Below are 20,348 nucleotides of genomic sequence, written 5' to 3'. Positions count from 1 at the left end.
TGCGCTATTCAACATGGATAACGCACACATTTTTTGTCTTGAAAGGACATGATTAATTGATTAGCGTGAAAGCGCCTGGTAAATTATACATTGCCGGCGAATATGCGGTTGTTGAAGCAGGTTTCCCTGCCATTATTGTGGCATTAAACCAGTTTGTAACTGTCACAATTGAGGAAAGTAAAAACTTCGGCACAATCGAGTCTGAACAATACAAAGAAACCTCAGTGAACTGGCGGCGAGCCGGCGATGAACTTGTGTTTGACAATCGGGACAATCCCTTTCATTACCTGCTCTCCGCTATTCGTTTGACTGAAAGTTACGCACGCGCATGTGGACGTGAGTTGAAATTCTACCACCTGTCTGTAAACTCTCAGTTGGATAGCAAGGATGGCAAAAAGTTTGGTTTGGGTTCTTCCGCCGCTGTTACGGTAGGTACGGTCAAAGCACTTTGCAAATTTTATCAACTGCCGATCACTAAGGACACGTTATTTAAATTAGCAGCTATTGCTCATCTGGATGTTCAAGGTAACGGTTCTCTTGGCGATATTGCGGCTTCTGTCTACGGTGGTTGGATTGCTTACCATTCATTCGATCATCAGTGGCTGACTTCTAAACGTGATGACCTACCGCTAATTGATTTGTTAGCCCTCGATTGGCCTGGCCTGTCTGTTGAACTTTTGACACCGCCAGCAGATTTAAGGTTGCTAATTGGCTGGACAGGCTCCCCTGCATCAACGTCTCACTTAGTTGATAAGGTCACCTGGGCCAAAAGTATGGATCAACTAGAATACCGAACATTCTTGCAATCAAGCCGTGATTGTTTAAACCGGATGATTCAGGGTTTTCGGGATGGCGCAATCGATATCATTCAACGTGAACTTCGGTTAAATCGCAAATTACTACAACATTTGAGTGCATTCAGTCATGTGCCAATCGAAACAGTTGCGTTAAATAGTCTATGTGCGATTGCTGAAGATCATGGTGGTGCAGCTAAAACTTCTGGCGCCGGTGGCGGTGACTGCGGTATCGTTTTGATTGATCGTCACGAGGCCGTTGATACACTGTTGCAGGATTGGGAAACTCAAGGTATTACCACCTTGCCATTAAGTGTTCACAATGTCATGGATTTAGTTTAATCACTTTCTAAATCAAAGCGAGTACCATATGCAAACTAAAAACCGTAGAACCCGATTATCGGTTCTACGGTTTTATTTCTCACTATCCTTGCAATTGATTAAAATAAAAGAATCCATTGATGATAAAAATTAGGAGGCCAGCCATGAGCAAGTTAACTGAATCCGCTCACGCGCATCGCAAAGATGAGCATCTCGCTATTGCTCTGAAACAATACCAAGAAAAAAGTGACGCCGGTTTTGACGATATTCAAATCATTCATCAAAGTTTACCAGAAATTGCGGTTGATAACGTTGACTTGTCAACTCGCTTTGCTGGATTGACCTTGTCGACACCGTTTTACATTGAAGCAATGACTGGCGGCTCTGTGAGAACCGGTGACATCAATGCCAAACTCGCTGAAATTGCAGCAGCAACCGGCTTAGCAATGGCTGTTGGTTCACAAAGCATTGCTTTAAAAGAACCTGCAGTAGCATCTACCTTCACCATTGTTCGAAAAGTAAATCCACACGGACAAATTTTTGCAAACATTGGTGCTGGACACTCGCTGGACGATGCACAGCGAATAGTCGACATGGTTGCTGCCGATGCCTTGGAATTACACATCAACAGCGCGCAAGAACTAATTATGCCTGAAGGTGATCGGGATTTACGTTGGCGCGAACACATTGTCGAAATTATTAACGGTTTGTCCATCCCCGTTATCGTTAAAGAAGTCGGTTTCGGTATGAGTCAGGAAACCATCAACACCTTAAAACAGCTGGGCGTTCAATACATTAATGTCAGTGGTCGTGGCGGTACCAACTTTGCTAGAATTGAAAATGAGCGCCGCCATCATCAAGAACTGAACTATTTATCTAACTGGGGACAAACGACGGTTCAATCGCTGTTGGAAGCACAAGTAGTATCAGACATGCAGATTGCTGCCTCAGGTGGCGTGAGAACCCCACTGGATGTCTTAAAAGCGTTAATCCTAGGCGCAAACGTCGTTGGTGTAGCTGGCCACTTTCTCCATGTCCTCATGACTCAAGATGAAGATACATTGCAAACATACATTGAGGATTGGCAAAGTGATTTACGTTTGCTTTATGCATTAACAGGATCACGTACAACGGCTGATTTACGAACTGCAAAAATAGTTCTATCTCCCGCCCTAATGAATTATTGTCAGCAGCGAAACTTAAAAAGGCAATAACAGAAACGAATCGTATAAAAAATGTTCAGTCCGTTTGAGACTGAACATTTTTTGTTATCTATTGACTTGATTTAACACTGGGACTGCTATCTAATCATCTTTCACTAAAAAACGTAATCCTTTAGGGTAACCGTTCTTAAGTGTCTGACCGACCACCTTGCCGAAACCAATACCGTTGCCATTGATAGTTGCCAGCGTCCAACCATTTTCAGTCGGTTCTGCTAATGTCACGGTATCACCGTGGACAAACTGTGCCCATTGAGCTTGAGTCAAAGCCACGGTTGGCCGATACAGATCTGGATGCGTGGCAAGTGCTAACGCAAACGCTGGCTCAAACCGGTTCTTCTTTAACGTGCCCAAATGAAGGCCAGGCCGCAATACCTTCAGTTTTCCGAGATCTGGTGTTAACGCAGGAATGGCGTACAATTGAGCCCCAAACACGGTCAACGATTGCCCCGCCGTAATTGGTTGAGTAAAGTGTTGTTGCTCAAATGCCTGCCATAGTTTAACCTCGTTTGCGTCAGGTTTCGGCAATCTTGCTGGTTTATGGGTTACGTTTGACTCTGTCGAACGACGAATCAATTTAGCAATAAAGTGACCTTCGCCATCCATATGATGTGGAAACAACCGACCAGCCTTGCTGAGTTCGGGATCATCATTGGCCCATTGAGGCCGGGCCGCTTCCAAACCAGGCAATTTCGGCAATGAAGCCAGTTCAAAATCTGGAAATGACTTCAATACCCACGCCATCATTTGCTCATCTTCCTCCGGTGCGAAAGTACACGTCGAATAAATGAGTTGCCCTCCTGGTCGGACCATCTTGACAGCTTCAGTTAAAATTTCTCGCTGACGTGTGGCACATTCAAGCGGATAGTCAGGCGTCCAGTACTGAACTGCATCTGGATCCTTACGAAACATGCCTTCTCCAGAGCATGGTGCATCCACCACGACCTTATCAAAAAAGTTGGCTAACTGTTTTGACAGATGAGCAGGCGTTTCGTTCAAGACAACTGCATTGGCGACACCAAAACGTTCCATATTTTCTGCCAGCACGGTTGCACGTTTGGCAAAAATTTCATTTGTTATTAATAACCCTTGCTGCTGTAATCCAGCAGCAATTTGAGTTGATTTGCCACCCGGTGCTGCACACAGATCAAGAATCCGTTCTCCTGGTTGGGCGTCCACGACTGCCCCAACATAAGTTGCAGAAGGTTCTTGGTTATACACTACTCCTGTCGTATGCGCAGGCGTATGACCACTAACATGACCGTAATAGCCAGTGGGAATCCCTGTAGGCTCGCTTAGTGAAACGTTTTCTGGAACCGCGTTGGCCTTTAATGGATTGACCCGAAAGCCTTGGTGGATTGGCTGATCGAAGCTAGCCAAAAAGTCCTTTGCCTCACGTTCACCCATTAATGTTGAATATTTCTCGGCAAAACCCGCCGGTAATTCCATTTTGTTCCCTCCATAACTGTTTTAAAACACTCGCATCAGTTTACACCGAATCCTTTAGTACGTCACGTCATCTTCATGAATCACGGAACAACATCTGAACTGCTCAGCAAACTTGCAGAACCCAAGTGAATAAGGTAAATTAGAACGAAGATATTTTTGGACGAAAAATTCGTCTAAGGGAGATGAATTCGTGAACCGCAAGCTTATCGCCATTGATCTGGATGGTACAACCTTAAATAACCAATCTGCTATTTCACCGTTTACAAAACAGGTCTTACAAACAGCTGTCGCTAGTGGCCATATCGTTAGTATCGTCACCGGACGACCTTATCGCATTTCTCGTCAATACTACGACGAACTCGGTTTGCATAGCGCAATGATCAATTTTAATGGTTCGCTTGGTCATTTGCCACACCATCAATGGCAGCAGGAGTACCAATACACCATTGATCGAGACATTGCGTTAGACCTTCTGGCACACCAGGTATCGCTCGGAATTGAAACAATTGCCGCTGAAAACAAAACAAATGTATGGGCCAATCATGCCAGCGATGGCACAATTGACTTTTTCCCGACCATTCTGCAACCACAGCAAATTCTAAACGCACGAAATTTAACGGCGGATCCAACTGCGCTAACCCTTTACTTCAATGAACAACACCGTGATCAACTGATTCACGATATTACTGCCCGGTATGGCGATCACATTGATATGAATGTTTGGGGCGGTCGTTGGCCTGTATTAGAAGTCGCCCATAAAGGGGTTGAGAAAGCCACGGGTCTCGAGTTTTTAGCCCAGACCTATCACATTGACAGAAATGATATTATTGCATTTGGCGATGAAGGCAATGATCACGCAATGATTAGTTATGCCGGTTGGGGTGTTGCCATGGCTAATGGCATCGATAATCTTAAAGCTATCGCTCAGGATGTGACACCCTTAGACAACAATCATGACGGGTTGGCCCACTACCTACTCGATTTTCTCAATCTACCAGTAGCTCTCGCAAAGGCTGAATAATTGCTTTTTTCAGTGCTAGCGAGCATGATAATAGTAATTATCTTTACCTCAAAGGGGGTCTTGCTGATGACTGAAGAACACGTCCTTTTCAATCCTGGTGATGCGATTGCTAATGCACACGACTATAACGCAGTGTATCAGAGCGCACAGATATACAAGCATAAACACCCGCACGCGCTGTTTATTGTCTCGGAAACGGATGGTAAACCATACGTCTTGTTTGATAAAGTTGATCAAACAGATGATCCTAAGGATGGTAAACGTTACCGCGTTATTAAAAAAATGTAATGTTCATTCAACAATAGCAATTAAATCACGATATAAAAAAGAAACTGGGACATAACGCCTCAACTCAATTTCTAATGAAACGTCAACAGGCAATTTCTCTTCAACCGCAAAGGGTCATGCGGATGAAAAATTGCCGCAAACGCGGGACATAACACTGACTTTTGCTCATGTAACACGAATAAGGCATTCATGGGAAAACACCCATGAATGCCTTATTCGCGTTACCTTAGAAAGCCAAAACGTGTTATGTCCCGCTCTCTTTTTTGGTCATTTTTAAATAATAAAATCAGTAATTGCACTATACACTTAAAAATAATGTATGATGCAATATCGGGTAATCATAGTATATGTCACAACAGTCACGTGGCACTACTACCCATTCGTTGTAACAGATATACAGCTACAACTACCAAGATGGAACCAATCACTTCCATCACACTGATCTGTAGATGAAAGAAAATAATGCTCAGAATAAAGGTAACCACTGGCTGTAGTGCATCAACGATGCTAATCACTGCTGAGGGCGCAAAGTTTAAACTGTACAGCAATGAAGAAAATGCGAAGATGGTACCAACGAGAATAACGGCACTGATAGACAGCACTAGCTTACCAGTGATGACCGGCGTATGGCTCCAAAATGGGTGCCATAAATTAAAGAGCACACCGCTGATAAACATCCCCCAGCCAAGCACTACAAACGGTGAATGTTTGGCAACAATCTCCCTTGGTAACACCACATAGCACGCCGCTGTTACCCCTGCCAATACTCCCCAAATAATTGAGTTCATCGGCACGGCCAGAGAATGAATATTCCCCTTTGTGATTGCTAAAAAAACACCGACTAGTGCAATTCCAAATGCAATTAAATCAGTTCTTAATGGCCGCTCATGCTTAAAAACCAAGGCTCCCAGCACAATAAACAGAGGACTTAAGTACTGTAAGATAGTGGCCGAAGCAGCATTACCAGTTTTAATACTCATGTAGAAGGTAAATAAGTTTGCCATTAGACCAATCAGCGCATATGCAAACAGCCAACCAATTAAACGCCAAGATTTAAAGAGGTCAAAAATATGACGACCTTCGCGAAACCAACTAATCAATAGCAAAATAATGCCGGCTCCCAGCGTTCGTACCGATAAAAACCATGTTGCTGGGATATTTTGCGTTTGGGAAATAAACTGCAAGATTGTGCCTGAAATCCCCCACATTGTGGAAGCAAAGGCCGCCCACAGAATACCCTTTGTGTAATTTTGAGTTTTCATGAATCAATCCTCTAACCTAATGTATATTTTTAACCGCAGCCATTAACTTGATTGAACTAAATAAATGCCATGCTAACACGGTGCCCGTTTTTGGTAGTTTCAATCAAGGATGAAGGCTTCATGCAGTAAACTTTTTCAAACCCGTTCTAATAATTCACTGCTACTGTTTCGTTGCAGTTATGCCTATTGTTCAAACGCTTGGGCAGCTCTAATAGCTACCTGCCAACCATGATAAAGTCTGTTTCGCTTATCTTCTGCCATTTGCGGTTCAAACTGATCACCGGTCATATACAAACGACGTAACTCAACCTGGTCTTCCCAGAAACCAATCGCTAGTCCGGCCAGGAAAGCCGCTCCAAGTGCGGTTGTTTCATTAATTTTGGCACGTTTAATGGTGGTATTTAGAATATCAGCTTGAAATTGCATCAAGTAGTCATTTTTGGATGCCCCACCATCAACATGCAACGTATCAATTTTCAAACCGGTGTCACCGGCCATCGTATCGACAACGTCACGAGTTTGGTACGCAATTGCCTGCAATGTTGCCCGCACAAATTGTTCACGCGTGGTTCCACGTGTGAGTCCAAACACAGCGCCACGCAGTTCTTGATCCCAGTACGGCGCACCTAACCCTGTAAACGCCGGTACCACGTAAATATGATCATCTGGCTCCGCCGCCATGGCCATTGCTTCAGAATCCCCAGCGTCTTGAACCAGCTTCATTCCGTCTCGCAACCACTGAACCGCTGAACCAGCAACGAATATTGACCCTTCAAGGGCATAAGTTACTTCACCATTCAAACCATAGGCAATTGTCGTCAGTAACCCCTTAGTCGATAGCGTGGGTTGTTGACCAATGTTCATCACAATAAAGGCACCAGTGCCATAAGTATTTTTGACGTTACCTTTGTCAAAAGCCGTTTGACCAAAGAGTGCCGCTTGCTGATCGCCTGCAATACCACAAATCGGCACCGACACACCTGACATGGTGTAGTTTGCCGTATAGCCATATATTTCCGACGAACTCCTCACTTCAGGCAATAACTCGGCTGGAATATCAAAAGCCTTCAATAAATCGGTATCCCACTTCAAATCATGAATATTGAACAGCATTGTCCGACTGGCGTTTGTATAGTCTGTCGCATGAACTTTACCACCAGTCAGTTTCCACAGTAACCATGTATCAATGGTGCCAAACAGCAGATCACCAGCTTCTGCACGTTCACGACAACCTGGCACATTATCCAATAACCACTTGATTTTAGAAGCAGAAAAATAAGCATCTACCACAAGCCCGGTCTTTTGACGAATTGTCTCAGTTAACCCGGCTTTTTGCCATTGCTCTGTAATGCTGGTCGTCTGTTTCGACTGCCAAACGATGGCATGATAAACGGGTTTCCCCGTTTTGCGGTCCCAAATAATGGTTGTTTCGCGCTGGTTGGTAATCCCAATTCCACGAATTTTGTATGGGGCAAGATGTGCCTGAATCAAGGCATCTGCCATCACTGATTGAACGCTACTCCAGATTTCTTCGGGATCATGTTCAACCCATCCCGGTTGTGGAAAGTATTGCGGGAATTCCTTCTGAGCTTTTCCTACAATCTGTCCTTGATGATTGAAAATCATGGCCCGGCTACTAGTCGTTCCTTGGTCGATCGCCATTATGTACTGCTCGTCGTTCATGTCGCAACTCCATTCATTAGACAAGATTCGAATTTTTGAACACGTTCCACCAAACAAAGATAAGTTTAGCAAACTTTTAGGCATCTGTTACCCCTGTTTTGACGATTGCCTCAATTCTGCTTGCTTATCCTCATCAAAAAAGTTGCCGGCAATATCAACCGTTGCAACCATGTTCATAAAACTGTCTGGATCGGTTTCCTTAACAGTCGTTTGCAAATCGTACAATTCATAACGTGAAATGACGATCATTAATGTCGAATTGTCCCGATTCGAAAATGCGCCGCGTGAGGGTAAAACAGTGACGCCTCGAAAAAGATGTTCTCGCAACGCTGCAATTAATTCATCTGGCCGATTCGTCACAATAAGAGCGGTCATCTTCTGATGGCGCGTATGAATTGTATCGACCATTCGTGAGGTTGCGTAAATGGTAATGATCGTAAACAACGCATTTTCCCAGCCAATAAAGAAACCGGCAACGGCAATGATCCCGGAATTGAGCATCATTGTCAGTGTTCCTATTGATCGACCAGTCGTTTTTTGCAAGACCATGGCAATGATATCCATGCCGCCGGTTGAAAATCCAAATCGAAATGGGAAGCCAATACCGATTCCAGTTAAAATACCACCGAACAATGCGTTTAGCAATGCATTATGAGACACACTCACCTCGGGAATTACGATCGTCAACACAGATGTCACAATGGCGTTAGCAAAGCTCCAAGCCGTAAAGCGTGGTCCAATTTTACGCCAGCCCATGATGCCGATTGGGAGGTTAAAAGCTAGGATAAACCAACCAGTTGAAATGTCTGCACCAGTAAATTTAAGTCCCCAGTGCAGCAACTGTGCAATCCCGTTAAGTCCACCAGCAAAAATATTACTGGGAATCAAAAAAACATTCAACGCAACGGCACAACATACGGCTGAAAATAATAAAATTACAATTTTAATAAAAGGGTTGTCATCATTCCATCGTGTCATTTTTATGATCCTTTCTTTTTGCTCTCAATGACCATAATTAAACCACAATCGTGACGTTTATGACCACAAGTTACAGCTAATTTGGCAGCTATCTTCACAAAAATGTCATTCTTACAAACGTTTGATGAGAAAATGCGATGAAACCGCTTAAAATCGGTTCCCTTTTAGCACCTGTTTTCTCTTTTCTGCTACAATTTATTCATTGCGGTTTTGTAATTTTATTCATAATGTTTTAGGTTGATTGAAAGAGAGGCATCTTTGATGCAAATAGATGACACCAGAAGACCATCGGCCTGTACAAGTATTTTAATTGGTCGTTCAGCTTCAACTGACGGTTCCGTGATGATCGGCCGTAATGAGGACAGTAAGGCTTCTTGGCCAAAGCATTTTGTCGTTCACCCAGCTCAAACCTTTAATGACGCGCAACAGTTTAAGTCAAAGGATAACGACTTTACAATGCCACTGCCAAAAACGGCAATGCGTTATACGGCGACCCCTGAATGGACAGCAAAATATGGTCTTTTTGAGGAGGATGGTATTAATGAAGCAAACGTGGCCATGTCTGCGACTGAAAGCGCCTATTCCAATGCTCTCGTTCTAGCAGCGGATCCCTTGGTAGCTGACGGCATTCAGGAAGAGGCAATGGTTACTGTAGTGCTTCCTTACGTTACCTCTGCTAAAGAAGGCGTCCAACGACTGGGCAAGCTCGTTGAAACTTATGGCACGGCAGAGACAAATGGTATTTTGTTCGCAGATTTACACGAAGCTTGGTATTTAGAAACCGGTGCTGGCCATCAATGGGTCGCACAGCGAATTCCGGATGATGGCTATGCGGTCGTTGCCAATCAGCTGGCCATTCAGCAAATCGATTTTGCTGACCATGATAACTTTATGTTTGCTGATGGAATTGAGGAGTTTGTTCAACAACATCATCTTAATCCTGACGCTAATGGGTTTAATTTCCGTCATATTTTTGGCACAACGGGTACGAGTGACGAAATGTACAACACTCCCCGCGTTTGGATCGGTCAAAAAATGTTTAATCCAGAGATCGAGCAATCACCAACTGATGAGGAATTGCCCTTTATTCGTTACGCCAGCAAACGCCTTTCTGTTAATGATGCGCAGGCTTTTCTCAGCAATCATTACGAAGGTACCGATTATGATCCAGTTGGCCGCGAAGCAACGCACAAACACGCCTTTCGTCCAATTAGCTTAGCCAAAACACAAGAATCTCATGTCCTCCAGCTTCGGCCGAATGTTCCTTCAGCCATGGCCGGCATTCAGTGGTTGGCGATGGGCGTTGCTGCGCAGAGTAACTATGTTCCCTTTTACACAGCCATTAACAACACGCCATTATCCTACCAACGTGGACAAGGCAAGTATGCCGCCAACAGCGCTTACTGGACGTTTAAGTTAGCCAGCGTGCTACTTGACGCCCATTATCGTCACTTTGAAACGCCTTATCGTCAATCTCAGCTTAAATTACAGGCAGATCTCGGCACCCACCTCCGCGAAAGCGATGTTAAGGCCCTCAAATTAAGCGGTGACGCATTAATTCAATATCTGACTGACAGCAACGCCGAATCTGCCAAACGAGCTTTAAACACGTATACAGACCTAATCAGTGACCTTATCACCAATAGCACCGATTTTTCGCCTTTAAACTTTAACACAGACGAGAATCTATAAAACATTACATTCACACCAGTACGGGCGGTCTTTCACTGGTAATGATATTGAGGAAGTAAATACAAATGGAAAAGAAAAAGACCCTGTCACTTGGGGCATTAGTCTTAATGATCTTCACCACTATTTTTGGTTTCGGGAACACTCCGGCAGCCTTTGAGCAAATGGGCTATGGCGCAATCTTCTGGTATTTACTGGGCGCGCTATTATTCTTTCTGCCCAGTGGTTTAATGTTCGCTGAATACGGTTCCTCATTGAAGGAATCAAAGGGTGGCATTTATTCATGGCTGGACGCGTCTATTAGTGAAAAATGGTCCTTCATTGCAACCTTCATCTGGTTATCAGCATGGATCATCTGGCAAGTCATGATTTCGCAAAAAGTTTGGATCACCCTTTCAACCATCATTAGCGGTCATGACACCACGAACAATTGGCATTTTCTAGGCTTGAACTCAACGTTAACAGTTGGCCTACTCGCCTGTCTTTGGATCGTTGCCATTACTTGGGCAGCCTCACGTGGAATGTCCTTCATCGCAAAGGTTTCATCGGTTGGTGGGATTGCCATTATGGCGCTTAACGTGATTTTAGTACTCGCTAGTCTCATCATCTTAATTGCCAATCATTTTGCACTGGCCCAGCCAGTTAACCATTTATCCGACTTTGCCACTTCACCAAATCCACAATTCCAATCGCCCATTGCGATGATTAGTTTTGTTATTTATGCCATCTTTGCCTATGGTGGTTTGGAATCCATTGGTGGGGTTACTGACTCACTGGATAAACCTGAAAAAACATTCCCTCGGGGCATCCTGATTGGCACCATTGTCATTGGGATTAGCTACTCACTCACCATCTTTTTATGGGGTATTTCAACAAACTGGAGTATGGTGATTGCTCACGGAAATGTAAATTTGGGCAATATTACCTATGTTTTAATGGAAAACTTAGGAGACATCCTAGGCCTCTCAATCGGTTTATCAGCTTCTAGCGCTCATATTTTGGGCGAGGTGTTTTCACGTTTTGCCGGAATCAGTATGTTCTTAGCTTATTTAGGGTCTTTCTTCGTCCTGATATACTCACCTCTAAAATCCTTTATTTTAGGTTCACCCAAGGAATTATGGCCTAAGAAAATGACACGTTTGAACAAACATGATATGCCAGAATTTGCAATGTGGATGCAGGCTACCGCAGTTGTCATCTTTATCGCAGGAATTTCATTAGTGTCTGTGCTAACTCACAAGGATGCTAAGTTCTTCTATAATGTGCTGACGTCAATGAGTAATGTGTCAACGACCTTACCTTACCTCTTCTTAGTAGGGGCCTTTCCCTATTTCAAGAGAGAAGACCGGCCACGACCATTTGTCGCCTACCATTCACATCGCTGGATGATGTTCGTTGTTACTGTCGTGATGGTAACGTTGAGCATCGGCATTGGCTTTTCCATTCTGCAGCCATTTTTGGAAAAGGATTGGGTAACTGCTATTGCGACTGTTGCTGGTCCACTGATTTTTGGCTGTATTGCCTGGGCCTTTTATGCAAACCGGGAACATCACACCACCGACTAAACATTTTTAGTCAATAAATTAAAACCACCATCAATTACCATTTTTATCGTCCTTTTCGACGTACTAACGGTAATGATGGTGGTCTTTTACTTTTTTTAAAAACAACAATTCATCCAACAAAAAAACGCCACCTGTCCGAAGACAAATGACGTTTGGCTCAAATAGCAAATCTTAACGACGTGCTTCCTTGATCCGGGCTGCCTTACCATGCAATGCACGTAAGTAGTAAAGCTTACTACGACGAACACGGCCATGACGAGTTACTTCAACGTGGTCAACTCGTGGTGAGTTAACTGGGAATGTCCGTTCCACACCAATCCCGTTACTGATCTTACGAACAGTGTACGTTGCGGAAATACCAGCACCGCGGCGCTTAACAACAACACCTTCGAATAACTGGATACGTTCACGAGTACCTTCAACAATTCGTGCGAATACACGAACAGTGTCGCCGGCACGGAAATCTGGCATGTCATCGCGAAGTTGCCCTGCGGTGATCTTTTCAATTAATTGGTTCTGTCTCATAATGTGAGAACTTCCTTTCACTCAAAATTCATAAACGGGCATCCCGCCAGCGGAATATTGGTAGTATTGGGCTCAAAGCCACAAATTAGATTACCATAGAACAAGCACATTTGTAAAGGCGTTTTCCTTTACAGAATTAATGAATTCTGCGGATTAGGCGATGTCATAAACTTTTAAATACGCCTAACCACGCGTCTCTTCATCTATGACATCAGCTAATAAACGACGTTGCGCAACCGTCAATTCGGCATTATCAAGCAGGTCTGGTCGCCGTTGATAAGTTCTTCTCAAGGACTCTGTTTCACGCCACTGATCAATCAATTGATGATTACCGTTCGTCAGCACCTCAGGCACCTTCATGCCTCTAAAATCTGCGGGGCGTGTGTACTGTGGATACTCCAACAAGCCATTGCTAAATGAATCTCCGGGCGCTGAATCCGTATTTCCCAACACGTCAGGAATCAATCGAACCGTTGCATCAATCATGACCATCGCGCCAAGCTCCCCACCGGTTAGTACGTAATCGCCTAGAGACACTTCATCGGTGACTAAATGACGAATCCGTTCGTCATAGCCTTCATAATGGCCACAAATAAATGTTAAATGTGACTCCTTTGAAAAGTCTTCCGCAACGTGCTCGGTAAAAGGAACGCCAGCCGGGTCGAGTAAAATCACGCGCCCTCGATCACCCGCTTCTTGTTCAACATGATCCATGGCATCAAAAATCGGTTGTGGCATTAACAACATACCAGCGCCACCACCATAAGGCGTATCATCAACATGATGATGTTTATCGGTCGTAAACTGACGAAAATCAGTCACGTTGATATCTAGAATTCCTTTATCAACAGCCTTACCAACGATGGACTCAGTTAATGGCCCACTAAACATGTCCGGAAAGAGACTTAAAATATCAATTCTCATCGCTGTCTAACCCCGCCATCATTTCGATATGAACGACCCCATTAGCGATGTCGACATCTTTAACAACTTGATCAATCACCGGTAATAACAAGTCGGACTTACCTTGTCGCTTAACCACCCAGACATCATTTGCACCAGGCGCCATAATTTCGGAAATCGTACCAAGGTCTTGTTGATGTTCATCAATAACATGGAGCCCAATAATTTCACGATAATAATATTGGCCTTCAGGCAATTTTTGTTGCTGCTCTTCCGTAACATACAAATCAGAGCCCTTATATTTTTCAACCAAATTAATATCGTTCATTCCTGTAAAAGTAATGAGGATAAAACTTTTATGAGGTCTTGAGGAAGCGATGGTTAATTTCTCTTGATGTGCTCCCGGCGTTTGAGCCGTGACGTAAACCTGGCTGCCAACCTTAAAACGTGATTTTGGAAAATCAGTACTGGAGATAACCCGAAGTTCTCCCTTCAGACCTTGTGTATTTACAATCTTGCCGATGGTGTAAAATGCCATTCCAATCTCCTTAACATTTAAAGTGCAACAGCAGAGTATAAGTGCTGTTCTCACAACTAACTTAATAAATATTATAAAAAAAGGACCGAGAATAATCATTCTCAGGTCCCTTATTTATTCTCGTCAACAATAATCAAACGAACCTTTTGTTGGTCAACCGTCCGAATGCTGTACACCAATGTACGAATTGCTTGCGCAACCTGACCGTGACGGCCAATAACTTCACCAATATCATCTGGCGCAACCGTTAATGAATAATTCATAAACCGTTCCCCTTGTTCCGCCTGTACAGAAACTGCATCAGGATGTGAAACAAGTGGTTGGACCAACGTTTGGATTAGTGAAGCAACTGCATCGACTGATAAACGATTATTTTGATTCGTACTCATGAATTGTCGCCTCGAATTTACTTCTTAGTGAACTTAGCTTCGTGGTACTGCTTCATGATACCTTCACGTGAGAAGATGTTTTTAACAGTGTCAGAAGGTTGCGCACCATTGTTTAACCACTTCATTGCTAATTCAGCATCTAATTTAACTTCTGCTGGGTTAACCAAAGTGTTAAAAGTACCAATTTGTTCGATGAAACGGCCATCACGTGGTGAACGTGAGTCAGCAACAACGATACGGTAGAATGGGCGCTTTTTAGAACCCATACGTTTTAAACGAATTTTTACAGACATGAGATTTCCTCCCTCAATTTCTTAACGTGTACTAGTTTATCTAAACTCACCTAGGGTGTCAAGAGGTTTTTCTTTACAGTTAAAATTATCCCACTCTGACGCAGATTTTCAACTCTCAACAATTCTGTAAAAAAAGTTAAGATGCTTAAAGTCTGGTCAAGATTGGCTAAACTTAAATCTCATAATAAAAGCGCTATGATACATTAACAGTACAATTAATTCGATAAAACGATCCATTAAAAGGAGTTTCATATGCAGAACAATATTGATCCTCGCATTAGCTTTCTTCATCCACAATTGCGGATTGTTAAAACAGACGCGATCAATCGGCCAACAAATGCACGGTTGTTGCAGGCCGTGGGTGCGACAGCAATGGACAGTCGGGGCACAGACCTTACCGCTCATTTAAACGCCAATCTTGAAAATATTGATTTTTCAGTCGCTGGTCAGCATCAGGTGCCCGTTGCCGTGATGGATGACCGAGGAAATGTCGGTCGTGCTGCCTTCACTTTGACCATTGTCAATACGGAAGCGGATCTAGATGGTCATTCCCCGATTGTCGTTGAATCCGCACCAGAGTCTGCCGCTGCAAGTCAAGTTGCTTCAGGCGCTACCCATCCCAAGACCAAACGCCGTCGTTCAAAACGGTTGATTATTGGCGGTGTCGCTGCGGTTTTAGTATTGGTGTTCATCATTTGGGGTGTTTCCGCTCACCAAAATGCCGCAAATCAGGCCGCTGAGGCTTCTTCTTCAAGTCTAGCTGCTAGTTCTTCTGCGGCAGCCGCAAGCAGTGCTGAGGCCTCCTCTAAGGCCGCAGAATCGTCTGCCGCGGCCTCATCACAACAAGCATCCTTAACCTCTCAAAATAGTAGCTTGTCTAATAAAGTTGGTAGTTTAAAATCGCAAGTTAAAGAAATGACTACCGTCGTTAAAAATACCCAGCAAGCCGTGAATGATTACAAAGACAGTAACGATCGTGCACAATATGAGTCCACGATTTCCTCTCTTCAGCAACAAGTTTCAGATCTTCAGCAGCAAGTACAACAAGGGAATTCAAACGCTGTTGTTCGTGGTGCCATGTCGTCTCAGCTAAATAAGCTGTCGACTACAGTTGGCAATCTAGAAAATAGTTCCAGCCCTTCTGATGCAAGCAGCACATTAAAGGATAGTGGCGTTAACGGCATTGTTAATAAAATGCAGGACTTGCTCAGTAATCTTTAATAAATGAATAAGCAACATTATCAAAAAAGGTATCAGCCTCTGTCATTCCAGATTCGAAAGACACGAGTTGATACCTTTTTTAACGTTTAATGCGAAGCACCACGGACTAACGAAAATGGCTTAAATTCGTACTGATAACCCTTAGGATACTGCGTTAAGCCCGTCAGCCGAACTCGATACTGGTGACCATTCACAATTTTTAACGATGGCCGATAAGTAATAATCGATGCAAACTGACCAAAATGATTCGTATGATCCAGATTGACATGAGCTGCGTTAACCGTCCGTTTGGCAGTTAAATCAGTGACTTGTACCTGAACCCGCCCCGTTGTCCCTTGTTCCATGGTGAAAGCGCTCGACCAATAAACAGGACGATTTTTTACATCACTGGTCAAAAGTTCTTTCGGAAAAACACCAGTGGTTGGATAGTTGATCACGACAGCACGATTAGGCGTGACGGCTCGTTGCGCCTGATCCGTAAAATAAATGTCACTATAGGCAAACGTAGCGTTAGGACGATGAGCAACACCTATTCCGACGCTATGGACAATCGGGGATAACAACCACGCACGATGACCAGTATTGTTTCCCTCCACATTGAAATTGTCGCGAATATAATTGCCCATAGTTGCGTCAAGACGCTCTGGCACGTTCATTTCACCAATATTGCTATTAAGGGTAATTTGCTGTCCTTCTTGCCATTGCCGCTGACTAACGACGTCGGGTCGCGTGATTCCCTTTAAACCATGCTGAAAATTATTCGCAGCGGCCATATCCGCTGCCGCAGTTTGTGCTTGCTGGTTGGCATTAAATCCATAATAAACGGTTGGCAATCCCTCAATTTGACGATAAAAATTTAATGACGCCAATAACTGCGTTTGATAGTGGTTAGAAAGCTTGCCAACCACTAAATGCTTTTTAAAAGACGGTCGTTGTGCATAACTATTATGATCGTCATACTCACGTTGACTAATTTTATGATACATTTTACGCTGCTTATTAATTTGTCGTTGCTCAGCACTAGTATACGTAGCAGCTGATACAGAAGATATATGCATTACTGACACTACTGTTAAAGCACATATGCTCACACCAATTGAAACTAGGGACCGCTTTACCCACCTTTTTGACATTACCGTTTGCTCATTCCTGTCATTCAAAATAATGGCTTTGAAAAATAAGTCGACTGGGTAGATCCATTAACTCATTTAGAAACGCCATCGTATTGCTATCATTTATTTTAGTATAACAACAAAATGTGAGCGATTCAGGTCCAATTGCTAATTCTTTCATTCATTGAAATGTTGTATGCTAAATGTAATTCATTTAGGGACGTGTTTACGTGCAAATTAATTACATTAGAAAGAGACGGGCAACGTATTGGCCACAATTTGTTCATTTCGCGATTATGATGATGTTGATTTGGTTGCTTGTACCGACTATTTTTTATGTTTTTCACTTAGATGCTCAGTCTGCCCGAGATGGTCTTACACTTGGGCTTAATGTAAATACTGATGGTCGTTCAGACAATTGGCGGAATGTTCTTGGCCTTTTTGAACACAATTATGGTCTGGCGTGGTTCTATATCGGTGTTGCTTTCTTGCCACTGCCCTGTTACTGGGTATTTGCCGTCTTTAATGCCCTAACTGTTGGCATAGTGTTAGTTGGCCCCCGCCCCATTGCGACTCTACTTTTAGGCATCCTGCCTCATGGTGTTTTGGAAATCACCGCACAAATATTAACGCTTTGTATTGCGGCTCAGATCACTAAATATATTCAGCAATTAGTCCACAACCTTTGGCATCCAACCGAATACCCATCAACGATTCCGTGGTCAACATTATTAATTGATATGTGTAGCATTGTGCCCCTGCTGTATATTATCTCAGCCATCATCGAAACATTCGTTACACCTGTGTTAATGCAGGATTATTTCTAAAATTAGATGCTCATCCTTGTAGCTGGAGCTAGTTTATCAAACGGTGAACCAACTTAGTTTCTAAATTGAATAAAAAAAAGAGCATTCACAAATGTGAATGCTCTTTAAAATCTAATTATTAAAATTAGTCTTTGTTAACGTTTGTAGCTTGTGGGCCACGGTCGCTGTCTTCAACATCGAAAGAAACGTGTTGACCTTCGTCCAAAGTCTTGAAGCCGTCGCCTTGGATAGCTGAGAAGTGAACGAATACATCGTCACCGTTTTCGCGAGTAATAAAACCGTAACCCTTGTCAGCGTTAAACCATTTAACAGTACCTTGTTCCATATGAATGAAACCTCCATGCGCATTGCGCAAATTAATTTTTGCATCTAAAGCCGGGCGAGAAAGGTTGTCATTCAAAAGAACTAGTACACTTACTACCGAACTATCAATACAATGACTATACTTTAACCCTAATTAGACCATAGAGCAAGCATAAACATCTTTTATCACCAAAAACTTATACAACTGGTGTCGGTACGACTAATTTTTTCGCAATGACAACCTTGTCGTTAAGGTCATCTAACGTTGATTGGTAACGGGCTGTGAAGTCCTTTACGTTTAGTTTCAACAGCACCGCATGATCGTAAACTTTCACGATTGTCCCTTTAAAATTCCTAGGTAAACCTGTGAATCGTTTGCATACCACATGCTCGTTGACCTTGAACTGTTCAGTCGTTGAGTCCTCTGTTTCACTCATGTAAACGCCTTCCTTCGGTCTCAAACATAACACTCATAAGTTATTTTGGTAACTGAAAGAACTTTTAATGAATTCAACCACAAGCGTTAACCCATTATATTGAACTGCGCCAAATTCTGTCGAAGACAATAAAAAGGACCATCTCAATGAAAGTTTATCCATCGAAATGGTCTTTCTATTCATCACGAACAATTACTCATCTTACTGATTAATGTACTCTTTAGTCGATGCAATGATGTCTGCAAGCCCCTTCTTTGCGTCGGAGAAGAACATGTTTGCAAGTACGGCTTTCTAGTTTTTATGTGCGTATAAATGCCCGTGTATTAGCGTTTCTTGTTCATACCCAAAGGTGAATTATTCATCCTAACGCTGTTAACTGTTAACCAATTTGTTAACCAAAAAATGGAGGGGAACGAATAGCGACGTATTGTAACACTCGTTCGTTATCGACTACCCGTACTTGTCCATAATGAACGTGTGCGCGCTGAGCGCACAAAAATAGACTCTATCTCCAATAGTGGTTGGAGTCTATATTTTGCTCTTTAATAAATTTGGGACGACAATCACGTTCATTATGAAATGTTTATAACCCCAGTTGGACGCCTCTATCTAAACAAAAGCAACCAAATTAGCCTTACAACAAGTAACACCAAAATTACCTCTAAGATGAATTGCCCTGCGTAGATATATGAATAAAACGTTTCACTCAACACCAAAAACGAGGCAATAGCACTTAAAAAAATTGAAATAAAAATTAATAATGTGAGAAACTTTATTGAGAATTTAACTATCCTTCGAATTTCTTTTATTTTAGTAGTCTTTTCATTTCCTGTTCCCATATGTTTCCAAACGTTCAGCTCTTTGTCTCTTTCCAGATCTTTTCTATCGTTGTCTTTGCCAAGAATAATTTTGCCGTAAAAAGAATTGCGACTTCTTTTGTCAACTGCCTCGAGTGATTTAATTACGTCCATTTCCCGCCATGGAAGTAATATTTCCTCAAGTTCATAAGAATTAGCGCCAAAGAGCCTGTAAACAATCAACATTGCTTTTTTTAATTGCTCATCGCTTTCGTCAGCTGAGTGAAAATAGCCAGAGGGATCCGACTTATTTTTCCTAAATGACCAATCTCCTTTAAGTAAAAGACGACATAATTGCCTGAAAACTTCACTTTCTTGCGGCGTTAACGTTTTTTTATTCGATTTATTAATATTTGCTATCATAACATGAACAAAGTTTATTATGAGATCATCCATGTTTGGGTCATTCCGCCAAGTGGGATCAAATCTATTCCGTTTAGGATAATGCACAGTTGTTCCACGTGTTGGGCTTACACACGTTCTCAAACCATACAGTTGTTCAAGCCCGACGCTGGTGACTGAAGCTAAATCGTACAAACGTCCTCGCCATGTCGATTCATTATGTAAAGCTGTGGACTGACTATTTAGAAAACTGATTAATGCTGCAATAACTGCTGCTGTCACGGCACCAATAAGTCCTGATGCAATTTCCATAATTTACTCCCTTTGCCTA

The 20,348-nt window shown here is 42.9% G+C and carries 21 protein-coding genes; 8 read left to right on the top strand and 13 right to left on the bottom strand.

The annotated features are described in order from the left end of the window. Positions 1–56: 56 nt before the first annotated feature. Together LROSL1_RS06480 and fni are read left to right on the top strand one after the other, a co-directional pair. Positions 57–1,136, top strand: a complete 1,080-nt coding sequence (locus tag LROSL1_RS06480) for a phosphomevalonate kinase (RefSeq protein ID WP_017261819.1) — start codon at positions 57–59, stop codon at positions 1,134–1,136. A gap of 143 nt (positions 1,137–1,279) precedes the next feature. Then, a complete protein-coding gene (gene fni / locus LROSL1_RS06475) occupies positions 1,280–2,329 on the top strand; it encodes a type 2 isopentenyl-diphosphate Delta-isomerase (protein ID WP_178914102.1) in 1,050 nt (349 codons plus the stop codon). A gap of 90 nt (positions 2,330–2,419) precedes the next feature. Here the strand turns inward: fni and LROSL1_RS06470 are convergent, their stop codons facing one another. Further along, positions 2,420–3,784 carry an RsmF rRNA methyltransferase first C-terminal domain-containing protein gene (locus LROSL1_RS06470; protein WP_178914101.1) on the bottom strand — a complete coding sequence of 455 codons (1,365 nt, stop codon included), beginning with the start codon at positions 3,782–3,784 and terminating at the stop codon, positions 2,420–2,422. 190 nt (positions 3,785–3,974) lie between these two features. Here LROSL1_RS06470 and LROSL1_RS06465 point away from each other — a divergent pair, with 190 nt between their 5' ends. Together LROSL1_RS06465 and LROSL1_RS06460 are read left to right on the top strand one after the other, a co-directional pair. Next, complete coding sequence (locus LROSL1_RS06465) at positions 3,975–4,805, top strand: Cof-type HAD-IIB family hydrolase (protein WP_178914100.1); 831 nt, start codon at positions 3,975–3,977, stop codon at positions 4,803–4,805. Positions 4,806–4,871: 66 nt separating this feature from the next. Next, positions 4,872–5,093, top strand: coding sequence for a hypothetical protein (locus LROSL1_RS06460; RefSeq protein WP_017261815.1), 222 nt, complete (start codon positions 4,872–4,874; stop codon positions 5,091–5,093). Between the two features lie 359 nt (positions 5,094–5,452). Here the strand turns inward: LROSL1_RS06460 and LROSL1_RS06455 are convergent, their stop codons facing one another. From LROSL1_RS06455 to LROSL1_RS06445, 3 genes are all read right to left on the bottom strand, one after another. Beyond that, on the bottom strand, positions 5,453–6,355 hold the full coding sequence (locus LROSL1_RS06455; protein ID WP_017261814.1) for a DMT family transporter: 903 nt from the start codon (positions 6,353–6,355) through the stop codon (positions 5,453–5,455). A gap of 183 nt (positions 6,356–6,538) precedes the next feature. Beyond that, positions 6,539–8,038 carry a glycerol kinase GlpK gene (gene glpK, locus LROSL1_RS06450; RefSeq protein WP_178914099.1) on the bottom strand — a complete coding sequence of 500 codons (1,500 nt, stop codon included), beginning with the start codon at positions 8,036–8,038 and terminating at the stop codon, positions 6,539–6,541. 87 nt (positions 8,039–8,125) lie between these two features. Continuing rightward, positions 8,126–9,016: a YitT family protein gene (locus LROSL1_RS06445; RefSeq protein WP_178914098.1), complete on the bottom strand. Its 891-nt coding sequence runs from the start codon at positions 9,014–9,016 to the stop codon at positions 8,126–8,128. Between the two features lie 261 nt (positions 9,017–9,277). Here LROSL1_RS06445 and LROSL1_RS06440 point away from each other — a divergent pair, with 261 nt between their 5' ends. Beyond that, positions 9,278–10,708, top strand: a complete 1,431-nt coding sequence (locus LROSL1_RS06440) for a C69 family dipeptidase (RefSeq protein WP_178914097.1) — start codon at positions 9,278–9,280, stop codon at positions 10,706–10,708. 65 nt (positions 10,709–10,773) lie between these two features. After that, positions 10,774–12,270 (top strand): glutamate/gamma-aminobutyrate family transporter YjeM, encoded by a 1,497-nt coding sequence (gene yjeM / locus LROSL1_RS06435; protein ID WP_017261810.1) that lies wholly within the window; start codon positions 10,774–10,776, stop codon positions 12,268–12,270. A gap of 171 nt (positions 12,271–12,441) precedes the next feature. Here the strand turns inward: yjeM and rplS are convergent, their stop codons facing one another. The 5 genes from rplS to rpsP form a co-directional block, all read right to left on the bottom strand. Further along, a complete protein-coding gene (rplS, locus tag LROSL1_RS06430) occupies positions 12,442–12,795 on the bottom strand; it encodes a 50S ribosomal protein L19 (RefSeq protein WP_017261809.1) in 354 nt (117 codons plus the stop codon). A 183-nt stretch (positions 12,796–12,978) separates the two neighbouring features. Next, positions 12,979–13,719 (bottom strand): tRNA (guanosine(37)-N1)-methyltransferase TrmD, encoded by a 741-nt coding sequence (trmD, locus tag LROSL1_RS06425; protein ID WP_017261808.1) that lies wholly within the window; start codon positions 13,717–13,719, stop codon positions 12,979–12,981. Further along, a complete protein-coding gene (gene rimM, locus LROSL1_RS06420; RefSeq protein WP_017261807.1) occupies positions 13,709–14,236 on the bottom strand; it encodes a ribosome maturation factor RimM in 528 nt (175 codons plus the stop codon). Before rimM ends, trmD begins: the two co-directional genes overlap by 11 nt. A 110-nt stretch (positions 14,237–14,346) precedes the next feature. Next, positions 14,347–14,625 (bottom strand): KH domain-containing protein, encoded by a 279-nt coding sequence (locus tag LROSL1_RS06415; RefSeq protein ID WP_017261806.1) that lies wholly within the window; start codon positions 14,623–14,625, stop codon positions 14,347–14,349. A 17-nt stretch (positions 14,626–14,642) separates the two neighbouring features. After that, complete coding sequence (gene rpsP, locus LROSL1_RS06410; protein WP_017261805.1) at positions 14,643–14,918, bottom strand: 30S ribosomal protein S16; 276 nt, start codon at positions 14,916–14,918, stop codon at positions 14,643–14,645. Positions 14,919–15,170: 252 nt separating this feature from the next. On the opposite strand from rpsP, the gene LROSL1_RS06405 reads away from it, so the two are divergent. Beyond that, complete coding sequence (locus LROSL1_RS06405; protein WP_178914096.1) at positions 15,171–16,139, top strand: hypothetical protein; 969 nt, start codon at positions 15,171–15,173, stop codon at positions 16,137–16,139. 86 nt (positions 16,140–16,225) lie between these two features. Here LROSL1_RS06405 and LROSL1_RS06400 read toward each other — a convergent pair whose 3' ends face one another. Beyond that, entirely contained in the window at positions 16,226–17,197 is a 972-nt protein-coding gene (locus tag LROSL1_RS06400) for a CAP domain-containing protein (RefSeq protein WP_178914095.1), read from the bottom strand. A 284-nt stretch (positions 17,198–17,481) separates the two neighbouring features. On the opposite strand from LROSL1_RS06400, the gene LROSL1_RS06395 reads away from it, so the two are divergent. Then, positions 17,482–18,078: a stage II sporulation protein M gene (locus tag LROSL1_RS06395; protein WP_178914094.1), complete on the top strand. Its 597-nt coding sequence runs from the start codon at positions 17,482–17,484 to the stop codon at positions 18,076–18,078. A gap of 124 nt (positions 18,079–18,202) precedes the next feature. On the opposite strand, the gene LROSL1_RS06390 is transcribed toward LROSL1_RS06395, so the two are convergent. The 3 genes from LROSL1_RS06390 to LROSL1_RS06380 form a co-directional block, all read right to left on the bottom strand. Further along, positions 18,203–18,403 carry a cold-shock protein gene (locus LROSL1_RS06390; RefSeq protein ID WP_017261801.1) on the bottom strand — a complete coding sequence of 67 codons (201 nt, stop codon included), beginning with the start codon at positions 18,401–18,403 and terminating at the stop codon, positions 18,203–18,205. 175 nt (positions 18,404–18,578) lie between these two features. Next, on the bottom strand, positions 18,579–18,818 hold the full coding sequence (locus tag LROSL1_RS06385; protein ID WP_017261800.1) for a hypothetical protein: 240 nt from the start codon (positions 18,816–18,818) through the stop codon (positions 18,579–18,581). Positions 18,819–19,423: 605 nt separating this feature from the next. After that, positions 19,424–20,329, bottom strand: a complete 906-nt coding sequence (locus LROSL1_RS06380; RefSeq protein ID WP_178914093.1) for a hypothetical protein — start codon at positions 20,327–20,329, stop codon at positions 19,424–19,426. Positions 20,330–20,348: the final 19 nt, after the last annotated feature.

Source organism: Furfurilactobacillus rossiae, from assembly GCF_013394005.1.
GTDB classification, from domain to species: Bacteria; Bacillota; Bacilli; order Lactobacillales; family Lactobacillaceae; genus Furfurilactobacillus; species Furfurilactobacillus rossiae.
This window is presented reverse-complemented; position numbering and strand designations above follow the sequence as displayed.

What these genes read in the sequence shown, in the direction of transcription:
- LROSL1_RS06460 (WP_017261815.1), top strand. Translation starts at nt 4,872, where the DNA reads ATGACTGAAGAACACGTCCTTTTCAATCCTGGTGATGCGATTGCTAAT.
- LROSL1_RS06385 (WP_017261800.1), bottom strand. Translation starts at nt 18,818, where the DNA reads ATGAGTGAAACAGAGGACTCAACGACTGAACAGTTCAAGGTCAACGAG.
- rpsP (WP_017261805.1), bottom strand. Translation starts at nt 14,918, where the DNA reads ATGTCTGTAAAAATTCGTTTAAAACGTATGGGTTCTAAAAAGCGCCCA.
- trmD (WP_017261808.1), bottom strand. Translation starts at nt 13,719, where the DNA reads ATGAGAATTGATATTTTAAGTCTCTTTCCGGACATGTTTAGTGGGCCA.
- yjeM (WP_017261810.1), top strand. Translation starts at nt 10,774, where the DNA reads ATGGAAAAGAAAAAGACCCTGTCACTTGGGGCATTAGTCTTAATGATC.
- glpK (WP_178914099.1), bottom strand. Translation starts at nt 8,038, where the DNA reads ATGAACGACGAGCAGTACATAATGGCGATCGACCAAGGAACGACTAGT.
- rimM (WP_017261807.1), bottom strand. Translation starts at nt 14,236, where the DNA reads ATGGCATTTTACACCATCGGCAAGATTGTAAATACACAAGGTCTGAAG.
- LROSL1_RS06470 (WP_178914101.1), bottom strand. Translation starts at nt 3,784, where the DNA reads ATGGAATTACCGGCGGGTTTTGCCGAGAAATATTCAACATTAATGGGT.
- LROSL1_RS06380 (WP_178914093.1), bottom strand. Translation starts at nt 20,329, where the DNA reads ATGGAAATTGCATCAGGACTTATTGGTGCCGTGACAGCAGCAGTTATT.
- rplS (WP_017261809.1), bottom strand. Translation starts at nt 12,795, where the DNA reads ATGAGACAGAACCAATTAATTGAAAAGATCACCGCAGGGCAACTTCGC.
- fni (WP_178914102.1), top strand. Translation starts at nt 1,280, where the DNA reads ATGAGCAAGTTAACTGAATCCGCTCACGCGCATCGCAAAGATGAGCAT.
- LROSL1_RS06405 (WP_178914096.1), top strand. Translation starts at nt 15,171, where the DNA reads ATGCAGAACAATATTGATCCTCGCATTAGCTTTCTTCATCCACAATTG.
- LROSL1_RS06455 (WP_017261814.1), bottom strand. Translation starts at nt 6,355, where the DNA reads ATGAAAACTCAAAATTACACAAAGGGTATTCTGTGGGCGGCCTTTGCT.
- LROSL1_RS06415 (WP_017261806.1), bottom strand. Translation starts at nt 14,625, where the DNA reads ATGAGTACGAATCAAAATAATCGTTTATCAGTCGATGCAGTTGCTTCA.
- LROSL1_RS06440 (WP_178914097.1), top strand. Translation starts at nt 9,278, where the DNA reads ATGCAAATAGATGACACCAGAAGACCATCGGCCTGTACAAGTATTTTA.
- LROSL1_RS06400 (WP_178914095.1), bottom strand. Translation starts at nt 17,197, where the DNA reads ATGCATATATCTTCTGTATCAGCTGCTACGTATACTAGTGCTGAGCAA.
- LROSL1_RS06390 (WP_017261801.1), bottom strand. Translation starts at nt 18,403, where the DNA reads ATGGAACAAGGTACTGTTAAATGGTTTAACGCTGACAAGGGTTACGGT.
- LROSL1_RS06445 (WP_178914098.1), bottom strand. Translation starts at nt 9,016, where the DNA reads ATGACACGATGGAATGATGACAACCCTTTTATTAAAATTGTAATTTTA.